Origin of the sequence: Bradyrhizobium sp. SRS-191 (genome assembly GCF_024586915.1) — a bacterium.
Lineage (GTDB): Bacteria > Pseudomonadota > Alphaproteobacteria > Rhizobiales > Xanthobacteraceae > Bradyrhizobium.
Map to the genome: position 1 here is coordinate 16,659 of NZ_JANBVS010000010.1, position 16,204 is coordinate 32,862.

Annotated in this window: 8 protein-coding genes; 2 read left to right on the top strand and 6 right to left on the bottom strand. The window is 63.2% G+C overall.

Features of this window, described 5'->3' with window-relative positions:
- Positions 1 to 17 precede the first annotated feature (17 nt).
- The 3 genes from NLR35_RS18880 to NLR35_RS18890 form a co-directional block, all read right to left on the bottom strand.
- Positions 18 to 8,372: a non-ribosomal peptide synthetase gene (locus tag NLR35_RS18880; RefSeq protein ID WP_257168030.1), complete on the bottom strand. Its 8,355-nt coding sequence runs from the start codon at positions 8,370 to 8,372 to the stop codon at positions 18 to 20.
- Positions 8,365 to 10,464: an AMP-binding protein gene (locus tag NLR35_RS18885; RefSeq protein WP_257168031.1), complete on the bottom strand. Its 2,100-nt coding sequence runs from the start codon at positions 10,462 to 10,464 to the stop codon at positions 8,365 to 8,367. The genes NLR35_RS18880 and NLR35_RS18885 overlap by 8 nt, the downstream gene beginning before the upstream one ends.
- A 363-nt stretch (positions 10,465 to 10,827) precedes the next feature.
- Entirely contained in the window at positions 10,828 to 13,182 is a 2,355-nt protein-coding gene (locus NLR35_RS18890; protein WP_257168032.1) for a penicillin acylase family protein, read from the bottom strand.
- Positions 13,183 to 13,333: 151 nt separating this feature from the next.
- On the opposite strand from NLR35_RS18890, the gene NLR35_RS18895 reads away from it, so the two are divergent.
- Positions 13,334 to 13,552, top strand: a complete 219-nt coding sequence (locus NLR35_RS18895; RefSeq protein WP_257168033.1) for an MbtH family NRPS accessory protein — start codon at positions 13,334 to 13,336, stop codon at positions 13,550 to 13,552.
- A 355-nt stretch (positions 13,553 to 13,907) separates the two neighbouring features.
- Here NLR35_RS18895 and NLR35_RS18900 read toward each other — a convergent pair whose 3' ends face one another.
- Both NLR35_RS18900 and NLR35_RS18905 read right to left on the bottom strand, forming a co-directional pair.
- A complete protein-coding gene (locus NLR35_RS18900; protein ID WP_257168034.1) occupies positions 13,908 to 14,495 on the bottom strand; it encodes a MarR family winged helix-turn-helix transcriptional regulator in 588 nt (195 codons plus the stop codon).
- 109 nt (positions 14,496 to 14,604) lie between these two features.
- Positions 14,605 to 15,039: a nuclear transport factor 2 family protein gene (locus NLR35_RS18905; RefSeq protein ID WP_257168035.1), complete on the bottom strand. Its 435-nt coding sequence runs from the start codon at positions 15,037 to 15,039 to the stop codon at positions 14,605 to 14,607.
- A gap of 15 nt (positions 15,040 to 15,054) precedes the next feature.
- Between NLR35_RS18905 and NLR35_RS18910 the strand changes: the two genes are divergently transcribed.
- Complete coding sequence (locus NLR35_RS18910; protein WP_257168036.1) at positions 15,055 to 15,270, top strand: hypothetical protein; 216 nt, start codon at positions 15,055 to 15,057, stop codon at positions 15,268 to 15,270.
- 102 nt (positions 15,271 to 15,372) lie between these two features.
- On the opposite strand, the gene NLR35_RS18915 is transcribed toward NLR35_RS18910, so the two are convergent.
- Positions 15,373 to 16,188, bottom strand: coding sequence for a sulfotransferase (locus tag NLR35_RS18915; protein WP_257168037.1), 816 nt, complete (start codon positions 16,186 to 16,188; stop codon positions 15,373 to 15,375).
- Positions 16,189 to 16,204 lie beyond the last annotated feature (16 nt).

Consider the following 16,204-nt stretch of genomic DNA (forward strand, 5'->3'; position numbering starts at 1 on the left):
TCAATCGACCCAAATATCTAGACCTCGGCAAACACCTTCTTGTGCGCTCCTCCAAGGTAGGCATGGAGAAGGACGTGCTGGGGGCCGAGTTGGAACTGTGATCGATAGGCGTCGAAATCGACTCCTCCCAGATGAGCCAGACCAATGCCGCAGTCCGGCGCGGCATCGTCGAGCAGCTGGCACATCATCCCTGCTTCAAGGAACGCAAACCGGAGGCTTTCACCGCCATAGACCGGAGCGATCGCATCCTGGTCGCAGATCAGGAACAGCGAAAACGACGCTCGCTTGAAGACCGGTCGATTGATCGGAAGGTGCAGCCCCGATGCCGACGGTTCATCCGGACTGATCAGCTCCAGCGCATGGCGATCGGGATTGTAGTAATAGCTCCCGCTTGCGATCCCCTCGACGCCTCCGGCCTCGGTCATCCGATGAATGGCCAGATAGAGCTGTACGGGATACAGCCCGCCCGCGGAGGCGTAGCGATACTTGATCTTGTCGGTCGCGCCCGTGCTGCGAAGATTGCGCAGGAGGTCCGCCAGGTCAGCGGCATCGATCGGCGCATCCTCGAAGTCGCGCGCGCTGCTGCGGCGGCGCAGTGCCGTATCATCCGGACCTGCGCCGGACAGCGCGATCGACGACAGCACCACTCCCGTACGAATTCCCGGCCGCCGGCGCTTGAACTCCTCGCGCGCGACCTCCGATTGGAGCGAGGGAACGATCGGGTCGCGCTCGACGTGAGCACGCCACGAGTCGGGCGTCTGATAGATCCGCGTCAGGATCTGCCAGCTGTCTTCATGCTCGTCGGCGACCGACTGGGTCGGCAACTGGTCAGACCCACGTCGCGCGAGTTGCTTCCTGCGGTTTTCACCGCGCGACTGGCTTCGGTCGAGGTTGCCGCCCGCGTCGGCGTTGCGGAAGAACTGTGCGAGCGTCGCAATTGTGGGCCGTTCGAAGAAGATCGCAGCCGGAACGTCACGCTCGAACTTGGTCTGGAGAATTCTTCGGATCCGCATCAGCGAGATCGACTGGCCGCCAATCTCGAAGAAATTATCATGAAGGCCGGGACTCTCGATGTCGAGCACTTCGGCCCATACACCGGAGATGAAGCGTTCGATCTCGTCGCTCGGAGCCTCGGTGCCCTTGCCGGCGGACGATGATGGAACGACTTGAGGAAGCGCCATACGGTCGACCTTTCCGTTAGACGAAAGCGGGAGCCTGTCCATACGGACGAAAACGTTGGGGATCATGTAGTCGGGAATGCGGTCCGCCAGCTGATCCCGCAGCGCCTCGACGTCGAATTCCGGCGGCGAAACGACGTAAGCGACGAGGCGTTTTGCGCCGAACCGCTCCCCGACCATCACGACCACGGCAGCCCGCACTCCGGGACGTTCGAGCAGCGCCTGCTCGATCTCGGACAGCTCGATCCGATACCCCTGCACCTTGACCTGCTGATCGCGCCGGCCGAGGAATTCGATCTGGCCATCCGGACGGTACCTGGCGCGATCGCCCGTGCGGTACAAGCGCCGTCCGGTTTGAGGATGAACGAAGAAGCTCCGGGCCGTTCGCTCGGCGTCGCGCCAATATCCCCGCGCAAGCCCGAGGCCGCCGATATAGAGGTCGCCTTCGACCCAGTCAGGACAGGGCTCGAGATCGTCATTGAGGATCTCGTAGGACTGGTTGGTCAGCGGATAGCCATAGGGAATGCTGCTCCAATCCGGCTCGATCTCGTCCACCCATTTGTAGTTCGACCAGATCGCCGCCTCGGTCGCGCCGCCCATCGCCAGCACACCGAGCCCTTGCGCGACACGTCGCGCCTTGGCGGGCAGACCGAGCGGAATCCAGTCGCCGCTCAGCATCGCGATCCGCAGTCTCGGAAGCATTACTTGCGTCTCGAGCGCCTCTTCGACCAGAAGATCGAACAGCGCCGGAACCGAATTCCAGACCGTCACGTTCCAGCGTCTGACCGCCGATGTCCATTTCCCCTGATCGGCTGTCTCTGCCCGAGCCGGAACGACGATCGCAGCGCCCGCCGACAGCGGTCCGAAAATATCGTAGACCGAGAGATCGAAGCTCAGCGAGGAGAGCGCATACACCCGGTCGCCGGCGCCAAGACGACACCGGTCATTGATGTCGAGGACGGTGTTGACGGCCGCCTCATGGGCGATGACTACTCCCTTCGGCTGGCCGGTCGAACCGGAGGTGTAGATCACATAGGCGATGTCGGACGGGTCGACCTCCGGCAGCCGGTGCTCCAGCGCCGCCGCGCCGTCGCCTTCCTTCGCCACGACGACGGGAGTCACGGCCTCCGGCCAGCCGATCGTCTCGGCAAGCCATTGCTGCGTGAGGGCGATGCTGACCTCGCCGTTGCTGAGCAGAAATTGCAGGCGCGCATCCGGAAGCCGGGCATCGATCGGAAGGTAGGCGCCTCCCGCCCGCAGCACAGCGAGGACCGCAACGACCTGCTCCCATCCCTTATCCATCACGACGGCGACGAGCCGGTTCGGAACTACTCCCATCGCGACGAGCCGACTGGCCAACAGGCGAGATTGTCGCTCGAGCTCGGCGTAGCTCATCTCGCAATCATCCGCCAACAGCGCCGGCGCCTGCGGCGTCGCCTTGGCGTGCGCGAGAAACTCGTGATGCAAGGCGCGCGGCAGGATCGCCTTCGAGGTGGCATTGACTCGCATCCGGACCGCCGCCTGTTCGTCCGGCAGCTCCGGACGACTGACATCCTGCCAACGGCGAGCATCTGCGGCGAGGCTGTTGAGCGACCTCAGATAGCTCTCGAACATCGCCTCCAGCAGGCCGTCCGGCAACAGCGCGAACACCGCATCCCAGGCGACGTGCAACCCATCCCTGCTTTCGGAGACCTGACAGTCGAGAATGACTTGCGGCGTCTGCGTCAGATTGAAGCTGACTTCCGACGCGCCGAGCAACTCCTTTACCTCGCCGTCGGGCTCGCCGGCGCCCAGCAGGCTCGTGAACACGATTGGCATCAGGACAGGCTTCCCGGCCTGTTGCGACAGCAAACGCAAAACCTGAACGCCGCTGATGGCGCTATGGTCGAGATCCTGCCAGAGCCGGTCCTGCACGCGCCGCGCCCGCGACGCGAACGGCGAGGCAGACGCCAGATCGATGTCCAGCAGCGTCATCGACGTGAAGTCGCCGATCACGTCAGCAATGGCCGGATGCAGCGGCTTGCGATCGAACAGGATCAGATTGAGGGCGAAGCGCGACTGGCCGCTGAACTGCGAAAGGACATCAGCGAATCGGGTGAGCAGGACGACGGCCGGCGTCACGCCCGACTGCTTGGCCTGGCGCTGCAGCTCCTGCCATGCGCTCGCCGTCACCGTCCTGGACAACCGTCTGAACTCCGGCCGCTCGATGCGCCGGATATCCTGCGTCAGCGGCAGCGCTGGAGCCGGCGGAAAATCCGCCAGCCGCTGTTCCCAATAATGTTGCGCGCGCTCAGCGGCCGCTCCGCCCTCTTGACGCGCCAGGACATAGTCGCGGAAGGCGCAAGCCGGACGCACAACCTGCCTGGCCGGGTCCTGGTAGAATTCCTTGAGGTCTCGATTGAAGATCGAGAAGCTCCAGGCATCTCCGATCAGGATGTCGAAGCTGACGAAGACTCGTGTCCTGCCTCCCGGCAACATGGCAGCCCGGATCTCGAACAGCGGCCATCGCGAGACGTCGAACACCTGGTGGGACATTCGTCCGCGCAAGGCGGACATGCGTTCCGCCGCCGCATCGGACGTCAGGTCACGCAGATCGTCGATCCGCACCTGATAAAGCGGGACCTCCGGCATGACCTGCTGCTCTCCTGAGGAGAGGATGACCGCGCGCAGCATGTCATGTCGTTCGATGACCGATCTGACCGCCTGCTCGAACCGTCGAAGGTCGAGCTCGGCCGCACCGAACTCGTAATAGCTGTGAGCGCCGATATTGCCGAGCGGGAATGCGCTGCCGCGGCCGGCCCAATAGGCCTGCTGGATATCCGTCAGCAGGAAAGGTCGAAACCGTGCGTCCTCGTCCGGGACCAGGAGTGTCGTCGGATCGGCGACGACCGCTTGGCCCGCCGGTTGGCCGATATGCTGCGCCAGCCTTTCGATGGTGGGCGCTTCGAACAGCTGGCGGAGCGACAGCTCTACTCCCATCTCCGATCGAATCCGTTCGACGAGGCGAAGGGCCTGCAGCGAATGGCCGCCGAGCTGAAAGAAGTTGTCGCGAATGCCGGGCGCGCTCCGGTGCAGCACATCAGCCCAGATCTCCGCCAGCTTTCGTTCGGTCGCGGTGCGCGCGGCCACCGGCGCGGCGGTGCTCTCCGCGACGAGAGCGACATGGCTCGACAGCCGTCGCCGGTCGACCTTTCCATTCGCCGTGAGCGGCAGCCGGTCCAAAACCACGATCTCCTGCGGCATCATGTGCGGCGGCAGGCGAAGCGCGAGCCGGTCCTGCAGCTCGCCACGCTTCAGGCGAAGATCGCAGACGTCCTGGAGACGCTTGATGTAGTGGAGATTGCCGAGGATGCCGTCCTCGGACACGCCGAAGTCGATCAGGCAAGCAATCTCGTCGACCCCGATCGCATGCAGCCGCTCGGCCAGATCGGCGCAGCTGCTTGGCGAGCCGAGCAGGGAAATCTGCCCGACATAGCGCTTCAACAGCTCGTCGAGCATCAGCTCGGTGCTGACATCGCCAGCCTCGGCAGCCAGATTGCCGGAACCGAGCAGCCGCCGCCTCAGCTCCGCATGCGAGGCCAAGTACTTGCGCATCGGCTCTCGCGCGAGCGCAAGGGCCGTCTCATCACTGTCGGCCACCAGCGTGTGGAGCATCACCGTGACAACGAACTTGGCCGGATCGAAACCTTTCGACTTCAGCGTGCTGCGGTAACGCGCGATGTTGTCCGCAAGCTCTTCGATCGATTGGTTCAACAATCCGGTCAGGACGTTGAGACCGTTTTCCGCAGCGGATTCGAAGCTCCGCGCCGAACCTGATGTCGTCAACCAGGCCGGCAGCTCGCGCTGGATGGGGCGCGGAAGCGTGCGCACCGCAACCGTCTGACCTGCACCATTGCAGCGCTCGACGGCGTCGCCCCGCCAGAGCCGGCGCACTTCATCGACCATCGTCAAGGTCTGTGCCGCCCGATCGGCATAGCGTCCGGGCGCGAAGACGAAATCGTCGGCCAACCATCCCGGCGCAAAGGCCACGCCTGCCCTGCCGCCGGACAGATTGTCCACGACCGCCCATTCCTCCGCCACCCTGAGCGGCTCGTGCAGCGGCAGCACGACGCTGCCTGCCCTCAGCTTCACGTGCGTGGTCGACGTGGCAATCGCAGCCGCGAGCAGCGATGGATTCGGATAGGCCGCGGCCACGTCGGTGAAGTGCCGCTCCGGCGTCCAGATCGCTGACAGCCCGAGCTGATCGGCGCGCCGCGCACTGTCGAGATAGAGACGATAGATGTCTGCCGGATTGTCGTTGCCGCCGCCCTCGGCGAAGTAGAACAGACCGAACGGCAGGGCCGGCTCGGCCGTCGCGGGCCGCTGATGAGGAACGACATAGGCAATGAGATGCCGGTCCGTGTCGTCGCCGCCCGCCACCACGACAGCCTGTGCCACGGCCTCGTGGTCCGCGAGCGCGGCCTCGATCTCACCAAGCTCGACCCTGTAGCCGCGGACCTTGATCTGATGATCGATCCGCCCGAGATATTCGAGATGACCGTTGGCGCGATAACGGACCAGATCGCCCGTCCGGTACAGCCGCGCACCGTCGCCGAACGGATCCGGCACAAATCGCTCGGCCGTCAGGTCGGGCCGGTGCCAATAGCCGCGGGCTAGGCCTGCGCCACCGATGTAGAGCTCTCCGACGACACCGATCGGGACGACATTATAATCCTCGTCCAGCACATAGATCGTCGTGTTTGCGATCGGACGACCTATGACGACGTCCTGCGCCGGATCCAGCCTGCAGACCGTCGACCAGATCGTCGTTTCGGTCGGGCCATACATGTTCCAGATCGATGACGCCATCTTCGCAAGCTGCGCGGGAAGATCGACCGGCATCGCTTCGCCGCCACACAGGCATTTCAGCGGCCGTGCCGGGCGAAAGTTCGCCTCTGCCAGCAGGCGCCAGGTGGACGGTGTAGCCTGGACGATGGTCGCCCCGGACTCGTCGAGGACGCGTTTCAGTTCCACACCGTCGACGGCGGTGCGCCGTGGAACGATCACCACGCGCGCGCCTGCCGTCAGCGGCAGATAGATCTCGAGGGCAGCGATGTCGAACGAGATCGGCGTGACCGCAGCCAGCACATCGGTTGCATCGATCCCAGGCACCTTCGCCATATCGTGGAGGAAATTAACCACTGACGCGTGCGTCACCAGCACGCCTTTCGGCGTCCCCGTGGATCCCGAGGTGTAGATGACGTAGGCGAGATTGTCGGGAGATGGAAGACGGCCGACAGGAGCCGTGGCCGGCCTCGACTCGATGTCCTTCCAATCGGAATCGATCCGCACGACATGACCGTCGTGATCAGACCATGCGCCGACAAGGTCCTCCTGAGTCACCAGCACCGACGCCCCGACATCGGACATCATGAAGGCCAGCCGCTCCCGCGGATAGCTCGGATCCAGCGGCAGATAGGCTCCGCCCGCCTTCAGGATGCCGAGGAGCCCGACCACCATGTCGAGACCACGCTCGACGCACAGTCCGACCACGACCTCCGGTCCGACGCCGATTTCCCGGAGATGATGCGCCAGTCGGTTGGCGCGGCCATCAAGGTCGCGATAACTCAGACGCTGGTCCTCATGGACGATCGCCACCGCGTCCGGAGTCAGCTCCGCCTGTCGCGCAATCAGCTGGTGGATACACATATCACGCGGCACTGCGACCGCGACCGTCGTCGCGTTCCATTCCTCCACCAGCCGATGCTGCTCGGCCGCGGACAACAGTGTGAGCTCGGACAACCGCCTCTCGGGCGAGACAACGATCGCCTCGAGCAGCGCCTGGTAATGTCCGGCCAGCCGCTCGATCGTGGTGCAGTCGAAAAGATCGCTGGCGTACTCGATTTGCCCTTCGAGCGCGTGATCCCCTGGCGTCATGTACAGCGAGAGATCGAACTTGGCGGCGGTTTTCACCTCCTCGTAGCGCGTCAGCTTCAGTCCACCAAAGGTCTTGACCGGCAAAGCTGCCGGCTGAAGCGCAAACAAGACTTGAACGAGCGGATGGCGGCCAGGGTCGCGCGACGGCATCAGCTCTTCCACGAGCGTTGCGAACGGCAGTCCCTGGTGCTCATAGGCACCGAGAGCGACATCCTTGACCCGCTTCAGCAGATCACGAACCGGCGGGTCGCCCGACAGGTCCGCCCGCATCACCACCGTGTTGACGAACAGCCCTATCAGTCCTTCGAACTCACGGCGCGGCCGCCCCGCGATCGGTGTGCCGATCATGATGTCGAGCTGGCCGCTGTAGCGCTTCAGCAGGATCTGCAACGCCGTCAGCAGCACCATATATAAAGTCACCTGCTCGCGCCGCACGAACACGCGCAACTTGTCCGTCAGGTCGGGCGATAGCGTAAAATTCAATGCTGCGCCCGCGGAGCTCGTCGTTTTCGGTCTTGGCCTGTCCGTCGGAAGGTCGAGAGCCGCAGGCGCGTCCCGCAGCCGAAGTCTCCAATAGTCGACATGCTTCCTCAGCGTCTCGTCATCCAGCGCGGACCGCTGCCATTGCACGAAGTCGGCGAACTGGATCACGGGCTTCGGCAGCGGCGACGGCTGCCGCTGGACGAACGCATCATAGAGCGCCGCCAGCTCGCTGATCAGAAGTCCCATCGACAGGCCGTCGGACACGATGTGATGCATCGTGACGATCACAAGATGCTCGCGGTCGCCGAGCCGGACGACCTTGGCTCGCAGCAGCGGCGCCTCCGCCAGAACGAAGGGACGGCTCGCCTCCTCCTCCATCAGGCGGCGACTGGCCTTCTCCCGCGCATCCATGCCGAGTAAGGAGAGATCAGCCAGGTCGATGTGGAACGGTCCGGGCGCATCGACCACTTGCGCGCCTTCCCCGTCCACGATCTCGAACCGCGTCCGCAACGTCTCGTGCCGGCGTACGATCTCCTCGAGACACTGCCTCAACACCGCTGCGTCCAGCGCCCCGCTCAGCTCTGCTGCAGCACAGATGTTGTAGATCGCGCCGTCTCCAAACAGCTGCTCGCCGAACAACAGCGGTTTCTGCGCCAAGGACAACGGCAGACGTTCGCCTATGCGGCGCTGCGCGGCTGGATGGCTCGTTCGGCCGATGCCCTCCTGCTTCAACAATCGCTCGAGAAGCCGCCGTCTGTCGTCGGACAGAGCACCAAAGTCATGCTGCTTATTCACGACGTTCCCCAGCTTCCTGGTGCTCGCCCAAGGCCAGCAGGCGGGACACTTCGTCATCCGAAAGGCCGGCGACCCGCGCGAACATCTCGTCGATGATGGCCGCAGATCCGGGCCGCGCGCGATTCCTCACCTGCGTCGCCACCTGCCGCACCATGCAGTCGACGGTTCCGGCATCCAGCACTCTGGCCAGTTCGAGCCTGACGCCGAGGCTGTCCTCGACCCTGTTCTGGAGACGCGCGGCCATCAGCGAATCGATGCCGAGATCGTAGATCGATCGATTCTCGTCGATCTGATCCGCCGGCATTCCGAGCAGCTCGGCGAGATGCGCCTTGAAGATATGCCGAACCGCCTGCTCCACATCGGTCCCGTCGGTCAGGCGGATTTCCAAGCTATCTGCCTCGCTCCGTGCCCGGCTGGCTGGCGATCGCCACTCCGCGACCACCGCGAGCTGCCCGGTGAGGAATTCTGCGCGGCATTGCTGGCGCCGGATCTTCCCGCTCGTGGTTCTCGGAATCCTGTTGCGCCTGACCAGCACGATTGCATGCGGCTGCAGTCCGAACTCCCTGGACAGCACGCTCACCACAGCCTCGAACTCAGCCTCCGACGGCCGGCGTCCCACATCGTCCAACTCGTAAGCAACGACCAGCCGTTCCTCGCGCTCCTCCTCGACCGAGAACACCGCTCCAAAGCCGGCACGAAGCCATGGGATCGCCGCCTCGAGCACATGCTCGATGTCATGCGGATGGAAGTTTGCACCGCGAATGATCAGGAGATCCTTGTGACGGCCCGTGACGAACAACTGCTCATGCCACAGAAATCCGAGATCGCCCGTGCGCAGGAATTCCTCGTCGAGGCCAAAGGGGCGCGCCCGAAATATCTCCAGGCTTTCGTCAGGACGATTCCAATATCCCCGGCCGACGCTCTCGCTGCGCAGCCAGATTTCGCCCACGACGCCGTCAGGACAGATCCTCCTCGACGCAGGATCGACGATCAGCACGCGGTGACCATCGAGCACCGGGCCCGCTCCGATCAAGGCCACGCCCTCGGTGTCGCGAACAGGCTCTGCCGCGCGGCCGATCTCCAGCGATGATCGGTCGAAGCGTTGCGCGCTGCGATCGCTCCAGCCTTGTCCGCTGACCATCAACGTCGCCTCAGCCAGCCCGTAGCAAGGAAACATCGCCTCTCTGCGGAAGCCTGCGCGACCGAAGGCGGCGCAGAAGCCCTCGACCGTCTCTGCACGGATCGGCTCCGCACCCGTATAAGCCGTCCGCCACGACGACAGGTCGATCGATTGCAACGCGTCGCCGGCGAGCTCACGCCGGCAATGCTCATATCCGAAGTTCGGCGCGCCGCTGATCGTCGCCGCAAATCTCGAGATTGCCTCCAACCACCGGATCGGGCGGCGCAGGAACGACGCCGGCGACATCAAGGTGACGGGAAATCCCGCGTACATCGGCATCAGGATTCCACCGATCAAACCCATGTCATGGAAATGCGGCAGCCAACTCACACCCACACTTCGTTCATCGACCTGAGACGTCGCCGCCATCAGACCGATATTGTGGAGCAGGTTGCGGTGCGAGATCTCGACGCCTTTCGGTGCGGCCGTCGAACCCGACGTGTACTGAAGAAAGGCGAGACCATCCGGGTCGATATCAGGCTCGCGCCCCCGATGCTCGGTCTCGAGCGCCTCGGGAAACGCCACGATGTCGAATGCGAGCCCCGCCTTGCCGCGCGTCAGCTCTCGGCGAACACGCTCGGCCTCCGAGGCCCCCACCAGAATGACCGAAGGACTGATGTCAGCGAGTGCTGCACCCACTCGTCCCGCGCCGCCGGTGAAGCTCGGAAGGCTGAGGGGGACAGCAATGGCTCCGCCGCGAACGCAGCCATAGAACGCGCAGATGAAATCGAGGCCGGGCGCAAAGATCAGCGGAATCGGTCGACCGGAAAGACCTCGCGTTTCAACCCAAGCGCCGATCCGGCGCGAACTCTCTTCAAGAGAGCGGTACGAAATCTCTCTGCATGCGGCGCCGTCATCGGACAGAAAGCGGTATGCGATGTCGTCTGGCTGATGGATCGAACGATCAAGCACGAGATCATTGATCGTTCGAGACGTGGCGCCACGCAACATAACACCACCTACTTCCCCCGCCGGATAACGAACAATGAAAATCCCGCGGCATTCACGGTCGTCTTATGAGAGGTATTTTCGCTAAGGTTGCAAAGGAGTCAATCGGATTTTTTCAAGAACTAATAGCTTTGCAGATCAATCGATCTCGAGGTGAGGAGAGCGGCCGCCGGTTCCAGCTACGAAATAACAACGCAACCTTTAATTGCTTGACGCAACTGAAAAAGATGACAGCACAAGCCGTTCTGCGCTTCCTGGCTTGTGCAAGACCTCGCAACGACGAAATCAATCCGTGGAGCGGGACGGCTCACGACCTTGCCCTTCGCGTCACGGCTTTTTGAATTGCAGCCACTGCCGGCTCTGCCAGGACGGCAGCAGGTCGCTGTAATGCCTGGACATCAGGTTCCCGGATTGGCCGGGCACGATCATGAAGCGGGTGGCATCGAGATCGGCGAGATCGACGACCATTCGCATCGTCGAGCCGAAATAGCTCGGAAACCTTCCGACATCATTTGGAAACGAGATCGCGGCATTGCTGATCGTGTCGGTGCTTCCTTCGGCTGCAGGCTCGAAGTTGGACATTCCCGCAATGACGGGCACGCGCGACCACAGCGGATGGGAAAAAATGGCATGGTGGGCATCACCCCAGCGCCAGCGCTCCGACGGCTGACCGAGTCGCGCGACGAGTTGCGAGACGGCGAGGTCGAACGCTGTCGCAATCCTGGTGTCGCACGTTTCGGCTTCGCTCGTCGTGGGATCGTCGCACCAGTCCGGATGCCGGGTCAGGATCAGGTGAATGACGTCCGGATGGAAGCTTCCATAACTCTGATAGAGAGGCCCGAGGCGAGGCTGCAGCAACGACCTGTTCAGCTCCTTGAGCCAGGCCGAGAAGATCAGCGGCTCGATGCGATCCGCCGCCATCCGCGCGTCCCACCGCTGCAACTGGCGAGCGAGATCTTGCGACAGAGGGGTCGATAATTTGACGTTGCGCAGAAACGGCACGAGTTGCCGGGCGGCCAACGACACCGTGTCGCCCTGGATATCACCCATGTCGTCTGCGGAGAATTTCCGGTCCCGCCCAAGCAGCTCCTTGATCCGCTCGGCACGAAAGGGCGGAATCCAATCGCGCGCAAGAAACGGATAATCGCCCTCCTGCAACTTGTTGTTGGCGGTCACGATCACGCCGTTCGACGGGTTGAAGCTTGCTGGCAGATCGTCGAACGGGACGATTGCGCTCCAATCATGCTTGCCGTCCCAGCCGGGCACCGGCAGCCAGCCGTCGCCCTGGGACCGGATCGGAATCCGCGCCGGCGCGATGAAGCCGATATTGCCCGACGTATCGGCATAGACATAATTCTGTTGCGGCGCGGTCAGCTTGCGGAGCGCCTGACGGAATTCGTCCCAGTTCTGCGCGCGGCTCAAGCCCCAGGCGGCTTCGGGCGAGGTGTCTTCGCTGCCGAGCCAGGTCGCCTGCAGCGACAGGACGTGATCGGCGGCCGGAACCTGCTTTGCAAACTCGGCCAGGTCCGAGATCACGGGCCCGTGCCTGGTGCTGCGAACGGTCATCGCAACAGGCGCTTCGCCTTTGACCGCGATGACCTCCTCGCGTCGCTCGAACGGCTCCGACCCATCGGGCGTCAAATAGGCCTCGCGGTTGGCGGCATCGAGCTTCTCTATAAAGAGGTCTGCGACGTCGCTCCGCGTCGCCGTGATCCCCCACGCAATGTGTCGGTTGTGTCCGATCAGGATGAACGGAGTTCCGGGAGCGCTTGCTCCGGTCAAGGTTTCCATGGGGGTCTTCACGCGCGCCAGATACCAAGCGCTCGGGATCCCGAATCTCAAATGAGGATCGTTGGCGAGCAGCGGCTTTCCCGACGCGGTTCGCTCCCCTGACAGAACCCAGTTGTTGGACGCCTCGAACGCGCCGACACGGTCCGGCAGGCTGGCATAGATCTGCTCGAGGGGAATGCGGTCGAGCTCGGCCCGCATCCGCTCGAGCACGACGGGCGCCGTTCGCGGGTAGGCCGGAAACAGGACATCGAGATCGGCCGGCGGAAGCTTGCGCAGCAACTGCGCGTGCAACAGCTCGTCCCGGAAGTTTCCAGTCAGCTCAAGATCGATCAGCTTTGCCCAGAGCAGGCAATCTTCTGGACGCCAAGGCTCGAAGCCGACGTTGAGCGCGTAATAATCCGGCGAGAGCGCGCGGGGTCCTGACGTGGCATAGGCGTTCACGCCCTCAGCATAGCTGCGCAGCATCGCCTGCACCGGCGCCGAGAGCTGGCGATATTGCTTTTCGACCAACCCGCTCAACCCGAGCGTCCGCATGAAGCGATCGCTGCCCAGACTCGGTCGGCCGAACCATTGGGACAGGCGCCCTGCCCCGTACCGTCTCGCCAGATCCATCTGGAACAAACGGTCCTGTGCATGAACGTAGCCGAGCCCAAATGCACCGTCATCGGCGGTCGGCGCCTCGATCGTCGGCAATCCCGCATCATCGCGCGTGACAAGGATCGAAGCGTTCGTCCCAGGCCTCACCAACGTCAGGGACGATTGCGGCAGGCCGCCATGCAACCAAAGCAGCAAGCTTCCAATGGCAGCCACACATATAAAGAGAGCCAGCGCGACGCCGAGGATGACCCTGCGCAACACCTTCTTGCGGAAGCCTATCTCACGAACCGGCATCAGGCACGTCCTGCATGCGCGAGGTGTCACCTCCGCTCAGCCACGAAAAATCACCGTAGAGGTATGCTAATGATCTTGTGCACGCTTGAAATCAACAATAACCTCAAGTTGAGTTGATCGACCGGCGTCTTTCCAACAAGGAGATCCAAAAATGGACAGTGACGACGTGAATTCAGACCGTCTATACTACGTCGTCGTCAACTCTGAGGAGCAGTACTCCATTTGGCGCGCCGATCGCGATCCACCCAAAGGCTGGTCGATCGTCGGCGAAAAGGCCGCCAAGCCACAATGCCTCGACTACATCAACAGCGTCTGGACCGATATGCGCCCTCTCAGCCTGCGCCGGCAGATGGCTGCCGCGAAGCACTAAGGCTCAACCGCCGTCCATTCGCTCGGCAGCACTCGTGCCGAGCGACAGGGCGTTGATGCGGCTCGACGGCGAACTCGACTTGCCAGAGCGAAGGCAGGCCCCCTGCCCTGGCCGATCTACCTCGGGACATCGCACAAGCGCGCGCTCTACATTTCGAACAGCGGGCACGGCCAAGCTATCTCGCGGCGGTCTCCGCCGGAATTGTTCTCTTGGGTGAACCTCTCCTCTCGAACAAGAGGCGCAGGGAAGACCAGGTGTCGGCTGACACCCGCGATCCGCGTGCAGCAGATAAGCACGCGGCAGAACCACAGGTTAAGCCCAACATCCGGGGGTGGTTGGGTCGGGACCGAAATCGTCAGCGATCCGAAGCTTCCTCGGCTGACATAATCTCTTCTACCTCCAGCAGGACGCGCTGCAGCAGATCGACCATCACTTTCCTCTCCGTCTTTGAGAGAGAGATTCGCGACGATGTCAGGATCGTAGCCGCGGCCATCTGCGTCATGGCATCATCGGCGATCCGCTTGCCTTTGGCGGTAAGCTGGATCTGAAACCCACCCTTGTCGGATGGATCCGGGCGCCGCTTCACCAGCCCTTCGGCCCCAAGCCTGTCAACAATCTTGGTCATTGCCCCGGAGGTGACCAACAACGCCCGAAAGAGATCCGTCGGGCGTCGCGAGCAGTCGCCGCCGGCACGGCGCAATGCAAACAACACGCGCATGTCCGGGCTGGAAATCCCGAAATTGTTCTTCCACAGGCGATTGCCGTCCCACTCGACAATCCTGCCGAGTCGTAGAATGTAAATCGGCAACAGATAGTCCAACGGATCGAGGTCAGGCCGCTCCCTCGCCCAGGTCACGGCAATATCGCGTGCAAGTCCGGCAGGCAGGGTCGCTTTCTTCGTTCGGGCCATGACATTGCTTTCGATGCGGAATTCGAATGACATCGGCGGCCGGACAGATCGCGGCGGGATCGCGCCCGGCGATCACGTCGGTAGCGATCCCGTCGCGCTCGGTCGGATCAGCCCGATGATGGCGAGGTCCTGACTCACCCGGTCACGAATCGTGATCGCGGATCTCGGTGATCCGGCCTTCCTGCACGACGATCATCGATTTGAGCGCCATCGCCAGCGTGACGCCGGCCTCGAACCGCCCTGCGATCGTTACGATTGGCGTGCCACGCCATTCGGTGTCGATCAGCACGACATCGTCCACGACGTGCATCCCGCGAATCTCCGTGAAACGACGATCGGGAAATATGTCGGTGGCCATCCGCTCCAGCATCGCGATGAAGCTGTCGGCGTCTGCGGCGTAAGCGCCACGACTTTGGTGCGAGAACTGGAAGCGATCGGGGTCGAGCAACGCGCGGAGCGTTGCGAAATCCTTCTCGCAATACGCTTCGATATAGGCCCGCGCAGCCTCGGCTGCCTGCTTCACGCTTTCGAATAACACCACGTCATCCCCTCGGGCTGCCTCTTTATCATCTTCCATGGAAGATATTTGGAGATGATGGAGTTGTCCAGGGTGACGCGCGCAATAGTGATCGACGGGACGTTGCCGCGACCATCGGCCCGACAGGGAGTTGGCGGATCAATTTCGCTGCAACCGCTTCAACAGATTCAGGATTGCGCCTGGATCATCACGTGGAGCGCGGACACCGCCTCGCTGCGGACGATCGGCGCGGCCTCGGGCGCCATCGCCCGGGCGATGCACAGCCGCTGACGCCGGCCGCCGAAAACTGATGCGGAAACAGCTCGGCGGCCTGCGGCGGCAGGTCGATCTCGGCGAGCAGCCCGCGCACCCGCTCGTCGCGCTCTGTCGGGACTAAACGACGCGAACCTTGTTGGGGTTGCGGGCGGGATCGCGCCAGAAGGCGTCGTTCTCGTATTTGCGCCAGAGATCGCCGGGAAGCACGGTCTTTCGGCCGGGCGATTCCACGCGGCGGCCGACCTTGTGCAGGCCGGGCGTGCCGAGCCTGCGGTCGAACTCCTCGGCGTCGAACTCGATGTTCTCGAAATCATGCACGAAGGGCTTCTCGCCGATGAAGTCGTAGACGGCGGCGATCGCCTGCTGCGGCCGCTGCGTCAGCGTCTCATAGGTCAGCGCCAGCAGGCAGTCGGTCTGCTCGCCGCAGAACGCCTCGCGCAGCGCATTCCACGCGAACCCCACCATGCCGTTCGGCGCGGCCAGACCGTCGACGCGCGAGTACACCGTGCCGCCCGGCTCGAAGCTGAAGATGCCCGAGGGCTGGTACTTGTTCTTGCGGATCAGCCGCTCGACGGAATCGAGGATCCAGGGAATGTCGCGCACGCAGCAAATCACCTTCGCGCGCGGAAACAGCTCGGTCAGCAGCGGCAGCCGCGCGCACCAATTGCGGTTGGTGTCGAACACCACGTCGCCTTTGGGCACATCGGCGTAATAGGCCGAGAAGATGCCCTCGATCAGCGCCCTGCGTTGCGCGTCGGTGATGAAGATCGAGGTCTCGTTGCTCATGCTCATGCTGCGCAGCATGGCATCGACCAGCGAGCCGACCGGCCCGGTCATGCCGGCGCGAAATCGCGGGTTCTGCCGCAGGATGGCGGACAGCAATGTCGAGCCGGCCCGGGGAAGCCCGGAGATGAAATGGATGTCAGCCTGCATTGTTCTCAAAAGCCTG

What these genes read in the sequence shown, in the direction of transcription:
- NLR35_RS18900 (WP_257168034.1), bottom strand. Translation starts at nt 14,495, where the DNA reads ATGTCATTCGAATTCCGCATCGAAAGCAATGTCATGGCCCGAACGAAG.
- NLR35_RS18895 (WP_257168033.1), top strand. Translation starts at nt 13,334, where the DNA reads ATGGACAGTGACGACGTGAATTCAGACCGTCTATACTACGTCGTCGTC.
- NLR35_RS18905 (WP_257168035.1), bottom strand. Translation starts at nt 15,039, where the DNA reads ATGGAAGATGATAAAGAGGCAGCCCGAGGGGATGACGTGGTGTTATTC.
- NLR35_RS18890 (WP_257168032.1), bottom strand. Translation starts at nt 13,182, where the DNA reads ATGCCGGTTCGTGAGATAGGCTTCCGCAAGAAGGTGTTGCGCAGGGTC.
- NLR35_RS18915 (WP_257168037.1), bottom strand. Translation starts at nt 16,188, where the DNA reads ATGCAGGCTGACATCCATTTCATCTCCGGGCTTCCCCGGGCCGGCTCG.
- NLR35_RS18910 (WP_257168036.1), top strand. Translation starts at nt 15,055, where the DNA reads ATGATGGAGTTGTCCAGGGTGACGCGCGCAATAGTGATCGACGGGACG.